General features: G+C 44.6%; 20 protein-coding genes and 1 pseudogene. 3 read left to right on the top strand and 18 right to left on the bottom strand.

What is annotated here, in order from left to right:
• Positions 1-65 precede the first annotated feature (65 nt).
• From isdG to C6W21_RS10950, 11 genes are all read right to left on the bottom strand, one after another.
• Positions 66-1,187 (bottom strand): heme oxygenase, encoded by a 1,122-nt coding sequence (gene isdG / locus C6W21_RS19390; RefSeq protein ID WP_106050406.1) that lies wholly within the window; start codon positions 1,185-1,187, stop codon positions 66-68.
• Between the two features lies 1 nt (position 1,188).
• Entirely contained in the window at positions 1,189-2,202 is a 1,014-nt protein-coding gene (locus C6W21_RS10995) for a FecCD family ABC transporter permease (protein ID WP_106050405.1), read from the bottom strand.
• Positions 2,199-3,137 carry an ABC transporter substrate-binding protein gene (locus C6W21_RS10990; protein WP_106050404.1) on the bottom strand — a complete coding sequence of 313 codons (939 nt, stop codon included), beginning with the start codon at positions 3,135-3,137 and terminating at the stop codon, positions 2,199-2,201. Before C6W21_RS10990 ends, C6W21_RS10995 begins: the two co-directional genes overlap by 4 nt.
• Positions 3,138-3,155: 18 nt before the next feature.
• On the bottom strand, positions 3,156-3,908 hold the full coding sequence (gene srtB / locus C6W21_RS10985) for a class B sortase (RefSeq protein ID WP_106050403.1): 753 nt from the start codon (positions 3,906-3,908) through the stop codon (positions 3,156-3,158).
• Positions 3,909-3,924: 16 nt separating this feature from the next.
• Positions 3,925-4,695, bottom strand: coding sequence for an ABC transporter ATP-binding protein (locus C6W21_RS10980; RefSeq protein WP_106050402.1), 771 nt, complete (start codon positions 4,693-4,695; stop codon positions 3,925-3,927).
• Entirely contained in the window at positions 4,682-5,668 is a 987-nt protein-coding gene (locus C6W21_RS10975) for a FecCD family ABC transporter permease (protein ID WP_106050401.1), read from the bottom strand. Before C6W21_RS10975 ends, C6W21_RS10980 begins: the two co-directional genes overlap by 14 nt.
• Before the next feature lie 33 nt (positions 5,669-5,701).
• Positions 5,702-6,589 (bottom strand): heme ABC transporter substrate-binding protein IsdE, encoded by an 888-nt coding sequence (gene isdE / locus C6W21_RS10970; protein ID WP_106050400.1) that lies wholly within the window; start codon positions 6,587-6,589, stop codon positions 5,702-5,704.
• Between the two features lie 75 nt (positions 6,590-6,664).
• Positions 6,665-8,473, bottom strand: coding sequence for an NEAT domain-containing protein (locus tag C6W21_RS10965; RefSeq protein ID WP_106050399.1), 1,809 nt, complete (start codon positions 8,471-8,473; stop codon positions 6,665-6,667).
• A gap of 19 nt (positions 8,474-8,492) precedes the next feature.
• Positions 8,493-9,146, bottom strand: coding sequence for a heme uptake protein IsdC (isdC, locus tag C6W21_RS10960; RefSeq protein ID WP_106050955.1), 654 nt, complete (start codon positions 9,144-9,146; stop codon positions 8,493-8,495).
• A 20-nt stretch (positions 9,147-9,166) separates the two neighbouring features.
• Positions 9,167-9,625: an NEAT domain-containing protein gene (locus tag C6W21_RS10955; protein WP_106050398.1), complete on the bottom strand. Its 459-nt coding sequence runs from the start codon at positions 9,623-9,625 to the stop codon at positions 9,167-9,169.
• 370 nt (positions 9,626-9,995) lie between these two features.
• A complete protein-coding gene (locus C6W21_RS10950; protein ID WP_106050397.1) occupies positions 9,996-10,328 on the bottom strand; it encodes a winged helix-turn-helix transcriptional regulator in 333 nt (110 codons plus the stop codon).
• A 176-nt stretch (positions 10,329-10,504) separates the two neighbouring features.
• Here C6W21_RS10950 and C6W21_RS10945 point away from each other — a divergent pair, with 176 nt between their 5' ends.
• The 3 genes from C6W21_RS10945 to ribD are packed head-to-tail and all read left to right on the top strand — an operon-like array spanning position 10,505 to position 13,215.
• The gene (locus tag C6W21_RS10945) at positions 10,505-11,398 is read left to right on the top strand and encodes a VOC family protein (protein ID WP_106050396.1); all 894 of its coding nucleotides are present in this window, start codon (positions 10,505-10,507) and stop codon (positions 11,396-11,398) included.
• Positions 11,376-12,137 carry a GTP cyclohydrolase II gene (locus C6W21_RS10940; protein ID WP_106050395.1) on the top strand — a complete coding sequence of 254 codons (762 nt, stop codon included), beginning with the start codon at positions 11,376-11,378 and terminating at the stop codon, positions 12,135-12,137. Before C6W21_RS10945 ends, C6W21_RS10940 begins: the two co-directional genes overlap by 23 nt.
• Positions 12,124-13,215 (top strand): bifunctional diaminohydroxyphosphoribosylaminopyrimidine deaminase/5-amino-6-(5-phosphoribosylamino)uracil reductase RibD, encoded by a 1,092-nt coding sequence (ribD, locus tag C6W21_RS10935; protein ID WP_106056264.1) that lies wholly within the window; start codon positions 12,124-12,126, stop codon positions 13,213-13,215. The genes C6W21_RS10940 and ribD overlap by 14 nt, the downstream gene beginning before the upstream one ends.
• A 99-nt stretch (positions 13,216-13,314) precedes the next feature.
• On the opposite strand, the gene C6W21_RS10930 is transcribed toward ribD, so the two are convergent.
• The 7 genes and pseudogenes from C6W21_RS10930 to C6W21_RS10900 all read right to left on the bottom strand — a co-directional run bounded on the left by C6W21_RS10930 (position 13,315) and on the right by C6W21_RS10900 (position 18,476).
• Complete coding sequence (locus tag C6W21_RS10930) at positions 13,315-13,683, bottom strand: VOC family protein (RefSeq protein WP_106050393.1); 369 nt, start codon at positions 13,681-13,683, stop codon at positions 13,315-13,317.
• Between the two features lie 150 nt (positions 13,684-13,833).
• On the bottom strand, positions 13,834-14,691 hold the full coding sequence (locus C6W21_RS10925) for a polysaccharide deacetylase family protein (RefSeq protein WP_106050392.1): 858 nt from the start codon (positions 14,689-14,691) through the stop codon (positions 13,834-13,836).
• 65 nt (positions 14,692-14,756) lie between these two features.
• On the bottom strand, positions 14,757-15,086 hold the full coding sequence (locus C6W21_RS10920; RefSeq protein WP_034660460.1) for a PTS sugar transporter subunit IIA: 330 nt from the start codon (positions 15,084-15,086) through the stop codon (positions 14,757-14,759).
• 19 nt (positions 15,087-15,105) lie between these two features.
• Entirely contained in the window at positions 15,106-15,429 is a 324-nt protein-coding gene (locus tag C6W21_RS10915) for a PTS sugar transporter subunit IIB (RefSeq protein WP_044140307.1), read from the bottom strand.
• A 12-nt stretch (positions 15,430-15,441) separates the two neighbouring features.
• Entirely contained in the window at positions 15,442-16,875 is a 1,434-nt protein-coding gene (locus C6W21_RS10910; protein WP_106050391.1) for a glycoside hydrolase family 1 protein, read from the bottom strand.
• Positions 16,872-17,081 (bottom strand): annotated as a pseudogene (locus C6W21_RS10905) (mannonate dehydratase); the annotation flags it as partial. The pseudogene C6W21_RS10905 and the gene C6W21_RS10910, both read right to left, overlap by 4 nt.
• A gap of 84 nt (positions 17,082-17,165) precedes the next feature.
• Entirely contained in the window at positions 17,166-18,476 is a 1,311-nt protein-coding gene (locus C6W21_RS10900; protein WP_106050390.1) for a PTS sugar transporter subunit IIC, read from the bottom strand.
• Between the last annotated feature and the right edge of the window lie 47 nt (positions 18,477-18,523).

Here is an 18,523-nt window from a genome sequence, read left to right as displayed (position 1 = left end):
TGACGAAAAGTAAAAAAATCAAAAACACAGCACTGCTTTTGAGCCGCAGCGCTGTGTTTTCTTTTTTAGGCTTTTTTCTGTAAAGCTGGTCTAGTGACTTGCACTTCATAGTACGTAATTTTGTTTTTTAATAGACCTTCAGGTTTTGCTTTCCCATGAGCGTGTGCATCACCAAATGCCTGGGATTTTGTCCAGTTCACAAAGTCTTCTTTTCGATTCCAGCGGGTATGAATGGTCACTTCATCGTAATCGGTTGTCTGCTGTGTGACCCATACTTCCATGCCTAAAAATCCTTCCATGAATTCTACTTGTCCCTGCTTGTTAAAGCGCTTGACGAGGTGATCGGCACTGCCTTTTTCTACTCTTACCTGGTTGTTGACAATGATCATGTTTTGTTCATCTCCCTTTTGTTGTTGGATCGAAGCGATGGGAATAATGAGCGGATGCTCACCGTCTAAGTGAACCTCAGCCTGAATCCCAAAGACCTCTTTGAAAAAGCTTTCTGTTAATACTTCGTTTGGTGTCCCTATTTGATAAACCTGACCACGCTTCATCGCAATGAGGCGGTCACAATATTTCGCTGCCTGCTGCAGGTCGTGGAGAACCATTAAAATGGTGATCCCATGCGTCTTATTCAGCTGTTTGAGCAGCTCTAGTAAATCAAGCTGATGTGCAATATCTAAGTAAGTCGTCGGCTCATCCAGAATCAAGGTCTCTGTCTTCTGAGCGAGCGCCATCGCAATATACGCCTTTTGCCTTTCTCCACCTGACAATGTATGCAGCATTCTGTTTTCATTGATGCGGCTATTGGTCACATCAAGCGCCCACTCAATCGCTTCTTGATCTGTCTTCGAGCTCTTTTTCCAGATCGAACGATGCGGACTGCGTCCAAGTGCGACCAGCTCCCGTACGGTCATAGATGGGATGGCTGTTCTCGTCTGCATGAGAACGGCGATTTCCTTTGCAATCTCCTGAGCTGTCATCTCTTTTTGCGGTATATCGTGAATGTATATCGTGCCGTTTTCAATCGACGTAAGACGTGCGGCTGCTTTAATAAAAGTCGACTTCCCTGATCCATTCGGTCCAATAATTCCTGTCACACTTCCTTTAGGAACAGCTGCTGAAATAGACGACAGCCGAAAGCCCCCTTGACTGAGACTCACGTCATCCATAGCTATCACATCCAACTTAACCCCTCCCTTTCTTTTTTAATAAATAGAGGAAGAAAGGTGCACCGATACAGGCAAGCAAGATCCCAACTGGCAGTTCAACCGGTGTAAACCATACCCGTGCCGCTGTATCTGCAAAAACCACAAGTACGCCTCCGCCCAGCATTGAGATCGGCAGCAGGTACCGGTAGTCATCTCCAATTAAAAGACGGATAAAATGAGGAACGACAAGTCCGACAAATCCAATTAAACCGCTCACACTTACAGCCGCACCAGCTAAAAGCGCCGCCAGCGCAATTAAGAAAAACCGGGTGCGCTCTACTCTAAGGCCGAGCAGCTGCGCCGATTCATCACCAAGCAAAAGAAGATTTGCCGGCTTGACCGCAAAAAAACAAAGACACAGTCCAGCAAGCGCATAAGGCGACACAAAGCCTAAATGATGCCAGCTCCGTCCATTTAATCCTCCTGATAAAAAAGGCAGAACAGCCTGCACACGCTCACTATAAAGCACCATAAACCCATTCATAACCGCCCCAAGCAGGGCATTGACTGCCACTCCCGCCAAAATCAATTTCAGCGGTGAAACCCCTTGATCAAATGAGAGCATATACACCACAAGTGCCGCTAATAAAGCGCCAAGGAAAGCAGCGGCTGGCAGCAAATACGTGAATTGCGGAAACACAATCATGCTGAGCACAGCAGCCAAGCCGCCGCCAGCGGTCACACCGATGATGCCAGGGTCAGCCAGTGGATTTCGAACGACTCCTTGTAAAATGGCTCCTGATGCTGCGAGACAGGCTCCGACAATAAAACCGATCAAAACACGCGGCAGACGTAAATCCATCACAATTTTCTCATGGACAGGCTGGCCTGATCCCATCAAAGCGGCAAGTAGATTTGGCAGCGATAATTGAACAGAACCTAATGCAAGCCCTAGGCATGCGCCCACACCTAACGAGAAAAATAGTCCAGGTATCAGCCACTTTCGCCTCGACTGCCTTTTTCGAAAATCTAACTCTTCATTCATTTTCATGATGACAATCGCTTCAATCTTTTCTCTAGCTCATCAATCGCTCTCATCACTTCTGCGCCTGGATTCGTCCCAAATAGATCACTAGGTAGAATCTCGACGTGTCCATTTTTGACAGCTTTCACATCGTGCCATGCGGCATTCTGTTTCATTTCACTCATAAAGCCCGCTTTTACATCTTCAGGATTGCTGTGAGTCATAAGCAGAATAAGGTCAGGATCAGCCTCGATGACCTTTTCTGCATTGATTTGAGCGTATTGAGGAAATTTCTCGAGTGCCGGTTCATTCTCAGCGATGTTCGTCCCTCCTGCGATGTGCAGTAAATCTCCGCTTAAGGATTGAGGAAGTGCCGCCATATATGTGCCGGGTGCCCCGTATACAACGAGTGTCTTCACTTTTTTCTGAGGCTGTTTGACCTGCTTTTTCCGCTGATCGATTTGCTTGTTAAGTGCTTTTGCCTTTTGCTGCTTCCCTAGCAAATCTCCGAATAATGTAATTTGATGCTGGATGTCCTTCACTGAATTGGCACTTGTCAAAAGAAGCTGTGAACCAATTCCTTCTATTGTAGAGATGTCCTTGCTGTTTAATTGTTCATTCCCAAGCACAACATCGGGCTTTAAGCTTGTGATGAGCTCTACATCAAATTGATGTGTTGTACCAATTGTTTGGACGGACTTTGCCTGTTGTAAGCTGTCTGGTAATTCGGCGGCCGGACGGCCAACTACCTCACCGCCTAAGGCATACAGAATGCTCATGTCTCCAGTCGATAATGCGACGATACGCTGAGGTGATTCTTCAAACGACAGCGTTCTGCCGGTAAAATCCTTTATCTTCAATTCACCTTGTCCGCTTCCCTTTTCTACAGGTGCCGCCTGACTGCATCCGCCGAGGAGAAGCATCAAGACGAGTCCCGCGAAGATCACATGTGAAAATTTCAACCGTCTGTCTCTCCTTTTCTAGTAAACTTTCTTTAGCTTTGCCTGTACCACGAGACGCCCGTTTTTAGGTGCAAGCACATGATCACAGGTCGATAGAGTGAGGATGAGGTCATCTGTGGACACGTCTGTCTTCGTTTGGTAGATTGATTTTTTCCGCACAGCTTGCAAGTAGTGCGCATATTCGCCTAGATCTTGAAAATCGGTTTGAATATAATCGAAATCCACCGTCGTTTCATACACAGCAAAAATCTCCGCTTCATAACTTTGATACAGCGTATCGTACTGAAATGTCCGGTGCTCATGGAAGAAATCCTTTTTTAAATAGTTTGTGAGTCCAGCGAACATGGATCCATCTCTCATCCGATGCCCGTACACCACAGTATTGGGGCTCTCATGCAAGACGTCATTGCGATAATCCATAAAGATACTACCTGCCCGGGTGTCGTTTTTTAAATAATTGCGGGTTAAGTAGAACGCATTATCACGAGATTGAACGATTGGGTACTGAATCATCGTGTCCTTCATATTGATCCAGCCGACAATGTCGTTGTTCACCTTCCGCAGCTCATCAAATGACGTACGGATGGTCCCCGGCTCCCGGTTTTCATTCATTTCTTGCTCTTGTCCATACATCGTTTGAGCCTTTGCAAGCACCTGACGATTTTGATAATAACCGAACAGTTCTAAACCAATGGCTGTACCGCTATAAAAGAATACACCTAAACAGACGATCGTCAGCATACCCTGCCAGACCCTTTTTCCTCTTTTCACACTGTCTCACCTGCTTTTATATGCCAACTGGCACGATGTACATTCCTGTTTCTACATCCTGTCTAATCGTGACGGACACATCATAAATGTGCCGCACATTCTCTTCTGTTAACACATCGTTTGGCTGTCCTTCACTGATGATCTGTCCATCCTTCATCGCAATGATGACATCGCTGTAGCGGACAGCCTGATTCATGTCGTGCAGCACCATGACAATCGTGAGTCCATGCACGACATTGAGCTCACGGATCAGCTCAAGAATGTCAAATTGATAGTAAATATCCAAATAGGTTGTCGGTTCATCTAAGAAAAGGATCGGTGTTTTTTGCGCAAGTGCCATCGCAATCCATACACGCTGACGCTCACCGCCTGACAGTGAGGCGAGCGGCACCTTTCTTTTTTCCGTTAGCTTTGTACTGGACAGTGCCCACTCTATCGCTCTCTCATCCTCTTCCTTGTCTCCCCCGCGCATCGTCTGGTACGGCGTTCTACCGAATGCCACGACCCGTTCGATCGTTAAATCAAGCGGCGCTTCATTTTGTTGATGGACGACAGCCAGCTTTTTTGCCAGCTCCTTTGGCTTAAATGCATTCAGCGCTTGGCCGTCTAAGTGAATCTGCCCTTTGTTTGGAGCATGATTATTCGCCATCAAGGAAAGTAGTGTGGATTTTCCCGAGCCATTCGGACCGATAATGGTTGTGATTTTCCCCTTTTCAATCTGTGTTGTGACCGATTGAACGATGTCCTTCTGCTGGTCATATGAGAATGACACCTCACGAATGTCCATGGAGACGATCCCCCCTTCTTAGTAAAAAGATCAGAAATGGCCCGCCAATCACGGCCATGATCGTAGAAGCAGGAATCTCATTTGGCGCGACAAGCGTCCTGCCGAGCGTATCCGCCGTCAAAATTAGCAAAGCCCCGCTTAACGCAGAAAATGGAATGAGTACCCGGTGATCCGAGCCGACAAGCCTTCTTGAAATGTGTGGTATAAGCAAACCGACAAAGGCAATCACGCCCGCTACCGCTGCCGTCACCGCCGCAAGCAATACTGCTGTGATGGAAATCAAAAGGCGCATTCTGGTCACACGCAATCCTAAATTTTTCGCTGTCTTGTCCTGTAGAGCCAAGAGGTTGCACCATCTGCTAAAGAAAAGTGCTACGACAAGGCCGACGACGCCATAGACTCCGATTAAACGGACATCTCCCCACGTTTTCATCGTGAGATTCGACTGTCCGGACTGATTGATCGTGATATTGAAATAGCTGCAAATGGTCACAAATGCTTCAGCCAATCCAGTAAACATGGCATTGATGGCGATCCCAACCAAAATCATACGGATTGGGCTTAAACCGCCCTTCCAAGACAGAACATACACGAGGAAACACGCAATGGCTCCGCCTAACACCGAAAATAAAGGAGAGTAGAAATAAAATTGAGGAAGTGCTGTCATCGCCATTAAAGAAAAGAAGCTGGCTCCTGATGAAATCCCAATGACGCCGGCATCAGCTAATGGATTCCTCATGACCGACTGCAGCAGCACACCGGATACAGATAAGGCGGCTCCTGTAAACATTGCGATGAGCACGCGGGGAATTCTCAAATCTTTAATGATGTCTACCTGTGCATGTTGACCGGTGATGAGCCCTTCCAATAATTCAATTGGGGTAACATGAATGCTCCCAGTAATGGCGGAATAAATAAACACGCAGGCCAGTAAGAGACTGACTATCAGAAATAAAATCCCTGTTTTTTTCATCTTGAACGTCCTTTTATCATTCAGATTCGCCGCTTATGACGGATACAACATACGCGTTAGTTCATCTAATGCCTCTGCTGCCTTTAAATTGCCCGTTGTCCCAAATAAGCTTTCTTCGAGGTCATACACCTGGTCTTGCTTGACTGCATGAAAATGCTTCCAGATGTCATTTGTTTTAAATTCTTGATCAAACATGCGGACGACTTCATCTGGCATCCCATGTGCGGCCCGGAGTATGATATCTGGATTGGCTTTTTGTAAATACTCCGTATTGGATGCCAAATACTCCATTTTCTCACCTTTGACGATGTTCTCTCCGCCTGCGATACGCACAAGATCACCAATATATGAGTTCTCTGTCGCCACTAAATAACTGCCTGGTACACCAAGCAAAATCAGAACGGATGGCTTTCGCTTCCCCTTCGTCTTCTCTTGTATGTCTTTCTTTTTTTGTTCAAAATCAGACACGATGCGCTCGGCTTGTTTCTTTCTGTCATACTTTTCCCCGAGCTTCATGATCGCCTTCTCCATGCTGCCAAGGCTCTCGAGATTTAAGTATGTCGCAGGGACACCTGCTTGCTGAAAGGGTGTCTCTAAATCATATTGTAGGGTTGTGACAGACAGGACATCTGTCGGTTGAAGTGATTGGATGATTTCCATGTCTGGGCTCATTGGATTGCCGACTTCTGGCAGTCCTTTGTAACGAGCTGGCAAGGATTTTTGGCTTGTTGGCACCCCGACAAGATCCACCTCTAAAGCATCCATCATCTCCACAGCAGCTACAGTCGTTGCCACAATGCGCGCACTTGATTCTGCGTTTTTTTTGCCTTTCGCTGAGCTTTCTGCTGACTGTGAGCATCCCGATAAGATCACGCATACACTAAGAGCAGCGATCAGGGTACATAGCATTCGATGCTTCAAAAACAGAAGCCTCCTTTCGAAAAAAGAGAGTGGATGCGCCGAGATATACGGCGCATCTCACTTAAACTAAACTATCTATCTTGTTCTTGTTTGATACTTTCTTACGAGTACGAATAATGACCCGCCGAATAAAAGAATATACACCCAAAGAAGAGAGGTATCTCCTGTTTTTGGATTCAGCTGTCCAGACTCAGACTTGGTTTGGTCATCTGATGGAGTAAATGTCAGCTGCTCTGCGCCTGTTTCCTCTGGCGCTAGATTCTCAAGCTGATTTGGTTGAGGTTCGCGATCATTTGGATTTTTGACAAAGCCGATACTCTCATCGTCTCCGATTACCGTAGCAATGCCGCTTCCTTCACCATGTGCAATTCCTTTTGTGTCATAGACAAGTTTGACATCGTACTGCTCATGACAATTCGCAGCTGGAATATCAATTTTTACGCGTGCTGCTTGAGCAGTGCTTAAACTTTTGGCTTCATATTGAATCACTCGTGTGTCTGCTTTTTGATCTGTTTTTGCGACAAGCGTCTCTTCAAACTTTCCGCCTGTTCCTACTTGGAAGGACGTGATGGCTGAGCTGTTTTTCACTGTATATGAAACGAAATGGCGGCCATTTTTCACGACCAATGTCGCAGGGCTCACGACGTAATCGTTCATGCGAGAAGGCTCATCCTTGTCTGCTTTCTTCATTGAGAAAGGAAGCTTGTATACACCATCTTTAAGCTGAGCCGTCTCTTGAGCAGCTCCGCCGTTATTTGTTTCTGTTGTGGGTGTGTTTGGTTTTGGTGTTTCTGGTGCAGCCGGTGTTTCTTCCTTTACCTGTCCGTCCTTAAGTGGAGCGATACTCTTTGCATCAAATTGAAAACGAATGTCGTAGGTTTGGTCATAGTGAGCGGCTGCTACCACAATGTGTACTTTTCCTTTGACCGCTTTTTTCAGATCAGCGACATCAAATGACACTACTCTTGTGTTCTTTGCTTGATCTGTGCTGACCGTCTTCACTTCTTGATAAGAGCCGTTTTTCTCTGTTTTCAAGGAAGCGACAGACGTATGGTCCTTCACCGTAAAGGAAATGGTTTGTTTTCCATTTTTGATTGTTAAGGATGCAGGATGTGAGAAGTATTGGTTCATTCGAGATGCCTCGTCCTCATCCCCTTTCAGCACACTGTAATTGATGCGGTACTCGCCATCTTTTAATTGATTTTGCGCAGAATCATCTGGTTTTGTGCCATTGTTATTGCCTGGTGTTGCCTGATGATCGTCTGGCTTTGTGCCATTTTGATCATCCGGTTTTGTTTCGCTATCGTCTGGCTTTGTGCCATTTTGGTCATCTGGTTTTGTTTCGCTATCGTCTGGCTTTGTGCCATTTTGGTCATCTGGCTTTGTTTCGCTATCGTCTGGCTTTGCAGGTGTAACGAGTGTTAGGCTGCTTTGATCGAATGCAAGCTGTACGTCATACGCTTCGTCATAAATAAAGCCGCCTAAATCCCAGTAGATTTTCACCCAGCCGTTTAATTTGGCTGATAAGTCGGCTACATCAAATTTGATCACACGTGTATTGGCAGTTTCATCCTCACTGACGGTTTCAGTGGTGACAAGAGCGCCATTTTGTTCGACCTTGAAATCTGTCATCTCTTTGCTTTGCTTCAGCGTGACATAGGCAGTCGTCTTGCCATTTTCCACAATCAGCTTAGCTGGCTTTTCTGTATAGGTATCCATCATAGACGCTTCTGTGCTGCCATTTTTTAAAATGGTGAATCCGGCCGTGTATTCACCATCAACAAATGATGCTGCTTGAGCCGTTCCTTGAGGAATCTGAAACGCAGTCAATAAACTGAATAAAACGAGCAGAATGGCTGCCTTTAGATGAAAAAGACGTTTCAAATGGTGACACTTCCTTCCGTTAATGCTTGATGATCCACTTTCTTGCTAAAAACCCGCCTGAGCATAGAGCAAGCACAAGGAGCCACCCTGCCTGGCTTGTATCACCAGTTTGAGGATTCTCTTCTTGTTTTGTCGTGGATGTATCAGATGTTTTAGTTGATTCTTTTGATGGCTGCTGATTTTCTGCTGCACCCGCTGATTTGTTTGTGCTGTTAGACGAAAGCGATTTTATGCTGCTCTCATCGAATTTCAGCTGAATGGTATAATCATGATCATAATCAGCAGATTTGACAGTGACATGAATTTTTGACTTGATTGGTTTAGACAAGCTCTGAGCTTGGAACTGAACAATCCTTGTGTTGGCTTTTTTATTGGTTGAGAGAACCGTTGTGTCAACATAGCCGCCATTTCCCGGGACTTTAAATTCCGTCACCCAACTGCTATTTTTAATGGTCATTTGTACCGTCAGCTTCCCATTTTTAGCAATCACTTTTGCTGGCTTCAGCCAGTAATCATTTGCCATGGAGACCGCATTTCCTTCAGCCTTCAGCACAGTATAATTGACGGAGTATGTACCATCCTTTAACGTGGTAGCCTGTGCATTTGAAAAAGGCAGCATGAGTGCCAATAATAAAGCGGTCATGAAGACTGATAGCCTCATCATTTTTTTCATCAAGCGAATTTCCTCCCTTTCTATTGAACAGATGCTGCATCAAACTTGAGACGGATGTCGTAATTCCCTGTATATCCGATGACCGGTACAGTCACGCTCACTTTTGCTGGTACGACTTCTGTCAGGCTGTTCACGTTGAATTCTACTGTTCTCTTATTCGCAGCTGTGTTTGTACTGATCACCTTGGCATCTTTGTAGACACCTTGATCAAGCGTTTTAAAGCTTGTGATCCAAGAGCTATTCGTTAACGTGACTTGTGCTTTGATTTTTCCATTCTTCACGACAAGCTTGGCTGGTTTTTCAAAATACGTATTCGCTGTTGAAGTCGAATCGCTATCTGCCTTCCATACCACATATTGTGCTGAATGTTGACCATCTGCTAAGCCTGCTGCTGAAGCTGAGCTAACCGGGGCTAGAGCCAATAATAGAACAAAACTAAAGAACAATAATACGTGTGATGTTGAACGAATCGCTTTCATATGAACCCTCCTAAATGATACTGATAATTATTCTCAATGGATAATAAAAAAAATAACCTTCATAAGCGCTGGATCACACTTATAGATGATTATGATAATCATTATCAATTGAGTTGAAAAAATAAATCTTTGCTTCCTAAAAGCCAAAGATGTCTGCTTCTAAATGATGGTTTGACACGTGTTTTAGGCAATCTGTCCCATTCATGATAACATGGCATAACCTCCATTCCATTACAGGGAAAAGAACCCTCTTCTTCTTGATCTTATATGATGAATGAATTTATTGTCAACATCATTTTTCATACTATTGACTTAGATTTCTGGAAAATCGCACAAAAAAATTTCGATCAGACAGTCTGATCGAAATCAATTAGGAATGGACATGTTCCCCTTTTTTGCTGTTTTTACGTTCTAAAGACCAAGCATACATTTCACGAATAATCGGCTCAATTTTCTTCCCTTGCGCTGTTAATTCGTATTCAATCCGTACTGGAATGTCGGGGTATACGTTTTTCTCAACGAGTCCTTCAGCTTCTAAATCCTTCAGCCTTTTTGATAATAATCGTCCGCTGATGTTCATTTCATTTTCAAGCTGACAGAAGCGCTTAGGGCCTGTCAGAAGCTGATTGATGATGAGAATGACCCACTTCTTGCCTAGAATCTCCATGGCATCTGTGATTGGGCAGCCATCTACTTGAGCCATATTTTACTCCCTCCTGCTTTTCTCTCTTTTTTTCATTATAGCACAATTAATTACTTGAAATAAGTCACTAACTATTATATAGTTTAGTTACTTTAAGTAACAAGGTATTCATTTTTATAGATTTTCAAAAACATTTGAACATGCCGATGCATATATCATGAAGGAGATGACCGAGCTTGAAGACAATTGAGGAGCTAAGATTGGGTGTAACAGAGTTACATGTGTCCAGCTTTGAGCGTTCTTTACCTTTTTATACAGACATTTTAGGATTTACAATAGTAGAACAGACGGAATCCACCGTCACTCTTGGAAGCAATGCAAAGGAACCCATTCTTTTGTTAAAAGAGGATGCACAGCTCAAGGAGAAGCCTGATCATGAGCCAGGACTTTATCATTTTGCTGTTTTATTACCTACCAGAAAAAACCTGGGCACATGGCTGGCACATGTGATCAAAAAAGGCTATCCTTTAATTGGAGCAAGCGATCACTTTTTCAGTGAAGCCATTTATTTAAGTGACCCCGATGGCATTGGCGTAGAAATATATGCTGATCGCCCTGAGGACGTTTGGGTAGGTGAGCATGGAGAACTGAAAGGTGGCGGAAATGCACCGCTTGATGGAGATGGTCTCCTGCAAGAAGCCGCTGATACAACGTGGGAAGGACTTCCTGCTGGTACAGTCATGGGACACTTACATTTCCATCTCAACCCAGAAGAAGCTGATTCCTTTTATGTCAATACGCTCGGTTTCCATATCCGAATGGCTCCACCAGCAAGTCTGTTTATCGCCGCTGGTGTGTACCACCATCACCTTGCCTTTAATGCATGGGGACGGGGACGAAAAGGAGCCATTGATCCACGTTTTTCAGGAATTAGAAGCTATACACTGGTATTCCCACAAGAAGCAGACAAACAGTCCGTCGTCGAGCGTCTGACAAAAGCAGGCACTCAAGTGAAAACAACAGGGAAAAGTAACGAATTTGTTGATCCATTTGGCGTTCTCGTTCGTTTACAGATTGAAGAAACAGACAAAAAAGAAGGTGCAGAATATGGACAAACACACAGATCTTAAAACAGCCATTTTAAAAGATAAAATCAAACGAGTACAGCAAGAAGACGGGTATATATATATCACTGGACCCATTAAATTGCCAGTGAATTTAGACGGCAGAACCGTGATGTTCAACTGGTATTCATGGTTAAAAGACGATGGAAAAGAGCCATTGTCAGATGAAGCTTTAATTGAAAGCCTCTCGTCCCGACAGCTTGCCGATCATCAGCAGTCAAGCGTTCTAGTGTATGGGGATTTCGAGCACGCTGACGAAGCCCTTATCCGCATGCATTCCATTTGCCACACTGGTGATATTTTCGGAAGCAAGCGCTGCGACTGCGGGTTCCAATTGAAGCAGTCCATGCGGATGATTGAAGACAATGGTGCAGGTGCCCTGTTTTATTTAGCCAATCATGAAGGCCGCGGTATTGGACTTTTCAGTAAAGCCATGGCTTATATTCTTCAAGAAAACGGCTACGATACAGTAGAAGCGAACGAAGCACTCGGCTTTGAAGATGACACGCGTCAATATGAAGAAGCCATCGCCGTTCTTCAAACACTTCGTACAAAGCCGGTCAGACTCATTACCAATAATCCGAAAAAGACAGATGCCATCAGCCATGCAGGTTTATCTCTTTCTGGACGCATTCCGCTTTGGGGTGATGTCTCGGAGTTTAACGAAAAATACTTGCAGACAAAAATCAACCGCTCAGGTCACATGAAGGCGGAGCAAGAGGTGCGTACGATTGCCACATCATGAGCGATATATGAATCTAGCCCTTGAAAATGCACAGGCAATGAAAGGTCAGACCTCTCCAAACCCGCTCGTCGGGGCTGTGATTGTGCGAGAGAATGAAATTGTTGGTGTCGGTGCTCACATGAAAGCCGGTGAACCGCATGCTGAAATTCATGCACTCAAAATGGCTGGAGACAAGGCAAAAGGAGCCACCATTTATGTGACCCTCGAGCCTTGTTCCCATCACGGCCGCACAGGCCCTTGCGCGGAAGCACTTGTGAAAGCAGGCGTCGAAACCGTTGTCGTGGCAGCGCTTGACCCGAACCCGCTTGTCGCAGGCCGCGGGATTGCCATTTTACAAGATGCTGGCATTCAAGTGATTACAGGCGTACTGGAACAGGAATCCATTCTCATGAATGAAGTATTTAATCATTATATTACGAAAAAAACACCTTTCGTGACGCTCAAGACAGGTATTACCTTAGACGGAAAAATTGCGTCTGCGACATCAGACAGCAAGTGGATTACATCTGAAACATCTCGTTATGATGCTCATCATATCCGCAGTATCAATGATGCGATTTTGGTCGGTGCTCAAACCGTTATTCATGACGATCCTTCACTAACTGCACGGATTCCAAATGGGCATCATCCGATTCGAATTGTCTTAGACTCTAAGCTGTCAACACCGCTGACAGCAAAGATCGTCACTGACCAGACGGCACCTATATGGATCTTTACAACAAAGCAAGCCGATGAGAAGAAACGAGCCGCTTTAGAAGCAGCTGGCGTCAGCGTCTTTATGACAGATAGCGAGACGCGGGTGCCCCTGCAAGAAGTGCTTCAAATGCTGGGAAAAAGAAATGTCTCCTCCCTCATGATTGAAGGCGGCGGCCAGGTCAATGCCTCATTTTTAGAACAGCAGCTTGTAGATAAATTGGTCATTTATATGGCACCTAAACTTATTGGCGGGCGGCTTTCCCCTTCCTTTTTCGGAGGCGAAGGCATACGCCTCATGAGTGATGCCATTGAATTGGATCAACTCTCAGTAGAACCACTCGGGAAAGATATCAAAATAACGGGCTATCCCGTTTATCAATAACGGACGTTCTATCATAGAATAAGGCTGTCTAGAAAATCTAGACAGCCTTATTCTTTTTTTGATTTATCCTAGAAATATCGGAAAATATAGTTGTGCTTTTTACTCCATTCTCTCTAAAAATTCAATTCGATTTCCAAATGGATCATCCACATAGAACCTGATTGCTCCATCTAAGGGCTGATCTTCTTTGATAAGAATGTGATGTTGCATTAAAGTCTCTTTTAGATTTGATAAGTTCTTTACTTGAAATGCTGGATGAGCTTTTTTAGCAGCATGAAATTGATTTTCAATGCCAATATGAAGCTGCTGATTTCCGCACTGAAACCAAACACCGCCACGTTGAACTAAATGACTAGGCTTAGGTATTTCTCTCATTCCTAAAATTTCTCCAAAAAATAAACGTGCTTTCTCTTCACTCCCCTTTGGGGCAGCTAATTGAACATGATCGATCCCTAAGAAATTGGACATACACGTTCTCCTTTCTTTTCACACCATCCAAAAAACATTTGTTTTTAGTATTACGTTTGAGATGTATCCTAGATGATATTGTCGATTCACCGATCATCACCATGAAACTTGTCGTAAAATGTTTCATGTGAAACATTTGTGATTTGATCCCTATCGATTTCCCTCTACCAGCCTGCCAAAGCTTTCGGGTGAAAATCCCGGCGACACGCGGATACGATGCAAGGACATCATGCCCTGTTCCTTCTTCGCATGTCCTGGTTCAGTGGTGACAGCCATTTGATAACCTGCTTCCTTCGCCAGCTTCAGCGTGTCTTCGTTATAGCGCCCGACAGGATAGCTGACCATTCTCGTACGCTGAGAAAATCGCTGATCAAAGAATGCCTTTGATCCTTTTAATTCCTCTTTCTGCTGCTCCTTTGATAAGCGATTGAGCTCTAAATGATGAATTGTATGACTCTCAATCGACAGCCCATTAGCTATCATTTCATCCATTTGATCATCCGTTAAGTGGTTTGGGCGGCCAATGGATTGCTCAATCATGAAAATCGTTGCCTTCATTCCATACTGTTTTAATATCGGAAATGCCTTTGTATAGTTATCGGTATATCCATCATCGAATGTAATGAGGACACACTTTTCACTTGGCTTCGTATTTGTTGTGAAGACGCGGTACGCTTCTTCTGGCGACAGCGTGACATAGCCGTTATCCTTCAGCCATTTCATATGAGCCGCAAACTCGCTCTTTGGTACACGCAGCGAGTTGCCGCTGGAGATGCTGTGATACATTAAAATAGGAAGCTCAACCGGCTCCTTTTGCTCTATCCAGTTTTGTGTATCAATCATTGCCGCTTCTGTCTGCTGAGTCTCTTCTATTTCTTTTGCTAGTAATGGACCCTTTTCCTCTTTGACTACTTGCTGGTTTCCTTCCGTTTGCTCCTTCATTCCCATACAGCCAGAAATGAGCAGCGCCAAAAGACCAACCGCAATTAACATACATGTTTTCTTCATTCACCAATCCTGCTTTCTCTCTATCTATCGAATGATTATAACAGAAATTGGTTACTAGCTGATACCTATTTTGACAGGGCGTTCATTTTTTTACACATTTCGATCATTTCGATGGCAAGCAGATGAATGGTCTCTGTTGTGAGCATTTGATCTTCTGCATGTATCAGCAGTAAAGAAAAGGGAAGCTGCTCACCTGCCGCCTCTTTTTGGATCAGCGACAAGTGCAGGTTGTGGATGCTTCGAAACGCTTCCTCCCCTTTTTCAATCAACTGCTGTGCTTTTTCAAAATCATCTGCTCTTGCTAAACGAATCGCTTCGACATAATGACTTCTTGCCTCGCCTGCATGAGCAATGATTTGAAAGGCTGCTCCCTGCATTTCCTCTAATACCGTCATCTGCTTCTCCTCCAATTACTCAAGATTCATTTGCTAGTTTCAGAGCATGCTCTAGTATTTTTTCCCCGTTCGCTGTTCCGTATAATCTCACATTGATGACATCGACAGGTATTTGATAAGGGGCAGCTGTTTTTTCTGCTGCCTTTTTCATAAAGCTTACTTGCGGTCCAAGTAAAATCACCTGCACATCTTCTCCATGCTCTTCTAATTCATCTGCAATGGCCCCTTCAGGTATGGCGTATATGTCATAATCCAGCCCTTTAGCTTCTGCAGCAGCCTTCATTTTGGACACTACAATGGACGTCGACATTCCTGCAGCACAAGCGAGAATGATTCGTTTCATATCCCATCACTCCTATCGATAGTTGACTTCTGTTTCAATCTTCAGTTCCCTTGTTTTAATTAATGTCTGGTACCAATACGCTGATGCTTTCAATTGGCGATTCCGTTCGTTTTCCAGCTGGATTTCGACTAATCCATAGCGATTTTTAAAGGCATTCATCGGCGAGACATTATCCGTAAAAGCCCACAGCATATAGCCCGTGCAATTGGATCCTTCTGCTTTCGCTTGAAGTGCCCGCTTCAAATGCTGGCTGATAAAGGAAATGCGATACTGATCATCAATGATACCGTCTTCTCTTTTAAAACGTTCTTCCTTTTCCACACCCATGCCGTTTTCAGCCACAAACCACTCAATATTTCCGTATTCTTCTTTTATTCTCATGCCCATATCATAGACAATATCCGGGTAGATTTCCCAGCCTCTGAATGGATTCATTTTTCTTCCTGGAAGCTCAAACATATCGTAATAATAAGACGGATGAAATGGCGTCCCATCGTTCCATGCCTTACTCGGCGCCTTGACACGATGCGGATAGTATAAGTTGAGCCCGACGACATCAACCGTATGATTTTTGATGACCTGAAGCTCTTCCTCTGTCGCATCAAAAAGAATCTCATGCTTTTTCAACACATCGAACAGTTCTTCTGGATACTCTCCTTTGATGGAGGGATCTAAGAACATTCGATTGAAAAACAAATCATATATCCGTGCCGCTTCTTGATCATGCGGGGCAGAGGATCTTGCATACGTCACTTCTGGATTGAGAATCACCCCAATTTTTGCACCTGTCGATTCCTTCAATCCCATCTCCCGAAACAGCTTCACCACTTTTGCTGTTGCCAGCGCTTTATGATAGTTCCACTGCATCCATTTCTTCGTATTTTGCTCAAAGGGATAACGGATAGCATCTAGGTACACGCGTGTTTGGACAACAATCGGTTCATTAAAGCTAAACCAATGCTTAACCCTGTCTCCGTAGCGTTCAAACACCTTTTCCGCATAGAGAACAAACAACTCGACGACATGTTTTGATGACCATCCGCCGTACTTTTCAAACAGCACGGCTGGAAGCTCATAATGCTCTAAGCAAAACATCGGCTCTACACCTGCTGCGATTAATTCATTGATCAGATCATCAATGTAACGAGCGTAGGTCTCATCCACAATCCCCTTCTCGTAATCTGTGAGAAATCTCGACCAATTAATCGATGTCCTGTAATGAGTCAGTCCGATTTCTTTCATAAGGGCTATATCTTCTGGATAACGCTCATAAAAGTTCGTTGCTCCTGCCGGTCCATATCCTTCGTACCACACGTGATACCCGTTCTTATACCATAAATCAATGTACGAATCCTGATGCGCTTGCTTACCCTTCCATCCCTCCGTTTGCCAAGCAGAAGCCGCAGCACCTAGGATAAAATCACTTGGAATCTCGATTCTGTTCATGTCGCCACCTTCTCTTTCCTCGTTTGAACGTGAAGTCCTTCCCAAATCCCTTGCAAATACACAGCCCCAAGCGCTCGATCATATAAACCGTAGCCAGGTCTGCCTGTCTCGCCAAAAACCATACGTCCATGATCCGGCCGGACATAGCCAGCAAACCCCTCTTCAAACAAAGCCTTCATAATTGCCCCCATATCAAGACTTCCTGCCCTTTTTCGCATATTTACGGGCAAGTGAAATGGGATCATCCTCTCCGAACCACCTACATTGCATATTCATTCATGCCTCTCCTTTTATTCTGAATCTGGTACCGCTTCTGGTTTGCGGTTAGACAAGAGAACAAATGGCAAATAGATGAAAACTGCTACTACAATACAGATGAGCTGTGTGATGACAGCTCCCATGCTGCCAGCGGTGGACAGCCATGCATTCACAATCGGCGGTGTCGTCCACGGCACCATCACGACTGCTTTTCCAGCAAACCCTGTAGCTGTCGCAATGTAACCAATCGTCCCTGTCACAAGCGGTGTGACGATAAATGGGATTGCCATCACAGGGTTTAACATAACGGGCAAGCCAAAAATAACGGGTTCATTGATATTGAAGAGGCCCGGCCCAGATGAGAGCTTGGCAATACTTCGCATCTCTTCCCTTCTTCCAGCAATAAAAATCGCAATCAAAAGCCCAATGGTCACACCTGAACCACCGATACTCATATACACATCCCAAAATGGCATTGTGATGATATTCGGAATCTCTTTTCCTTCTTGAAATGCTGTCATATTCACTGCAATCGACCCTAATAAGAGCGGCTCCCGGATCGGTTTGATCATCTGGTTGCCATGGATGCCGATCACCCAGAAAAATTGCGCCACAAACATCAACGTTAAAATCCCCGGCAGACCCTGTACAACACTTTCTAGCGGGCGCTGCACCACGTTATACACTGCTTCATGCAAATAAATGCCTGTCAAACGGTGAAATGCAAAGCCGAATGAACTAATGATCGTAATCGTGATGATCGAAGGAAAAAGTGATGAAAAAGATGTTGCCACATTCGATGGAACAGAGTCTGGCATCTTGATTTGAAGCCATTTCACCTTGGTCAGCTTACAAAAAATTTCCACAGATACGATCGCAATGATCATCCCTAAAAATAAGCTTTTTGGATCAGAAAATTGCCTTGCCAGTACATCTACAACCTCACGCATCGATCCATCAACTTCAAGTAGAAGTGTCGTTGGAATAACAGATATAAATGAAATCAATGCCATCAGCCCTGGGAATAGGGACTTGTGCCCGTTGATTTTCCCAAGCTCTATCCCGATGAGGAACACAGCTCCAATCGTTAAAAAGTTCAGCGTGGCATAATTGATTGCCTTCATGATTGGCTGAAGCTCCGCTAAAAATCTGAATATCTCAAAATGAGCAAGCCCTGTTTCCGGGCTCATGATCATATTTGCCACCAATACAGCAAAAGCCCCTGTAATGATGATTGGCATCAATGTGACAAATGCCTGTTTAATCGCCATAATATATTTCTGGTTCGTGATGCGATAAGCCACATTCCCCATGACGTCTGCCGCTTTCTCCTTGAAGCTCATGATCCGTCTCCCCCTTTGCAAAAACTCGTGATCATCCTCCTTTTTGA

Origin of the sequence: Bacillus sp. NMCN1, assembly GCF_002998085.1 — a bacterium.
Classification (GTDB): Bacteria; Bacillota; Bacilli; order Bacillales; family Bacillaceae; genus Bacillus.
The sequence above is the reverse complement of the archived record's forward strand: the minus strand, read 5'-3'. Positions and strand labels throughout refer to the sequence as shown.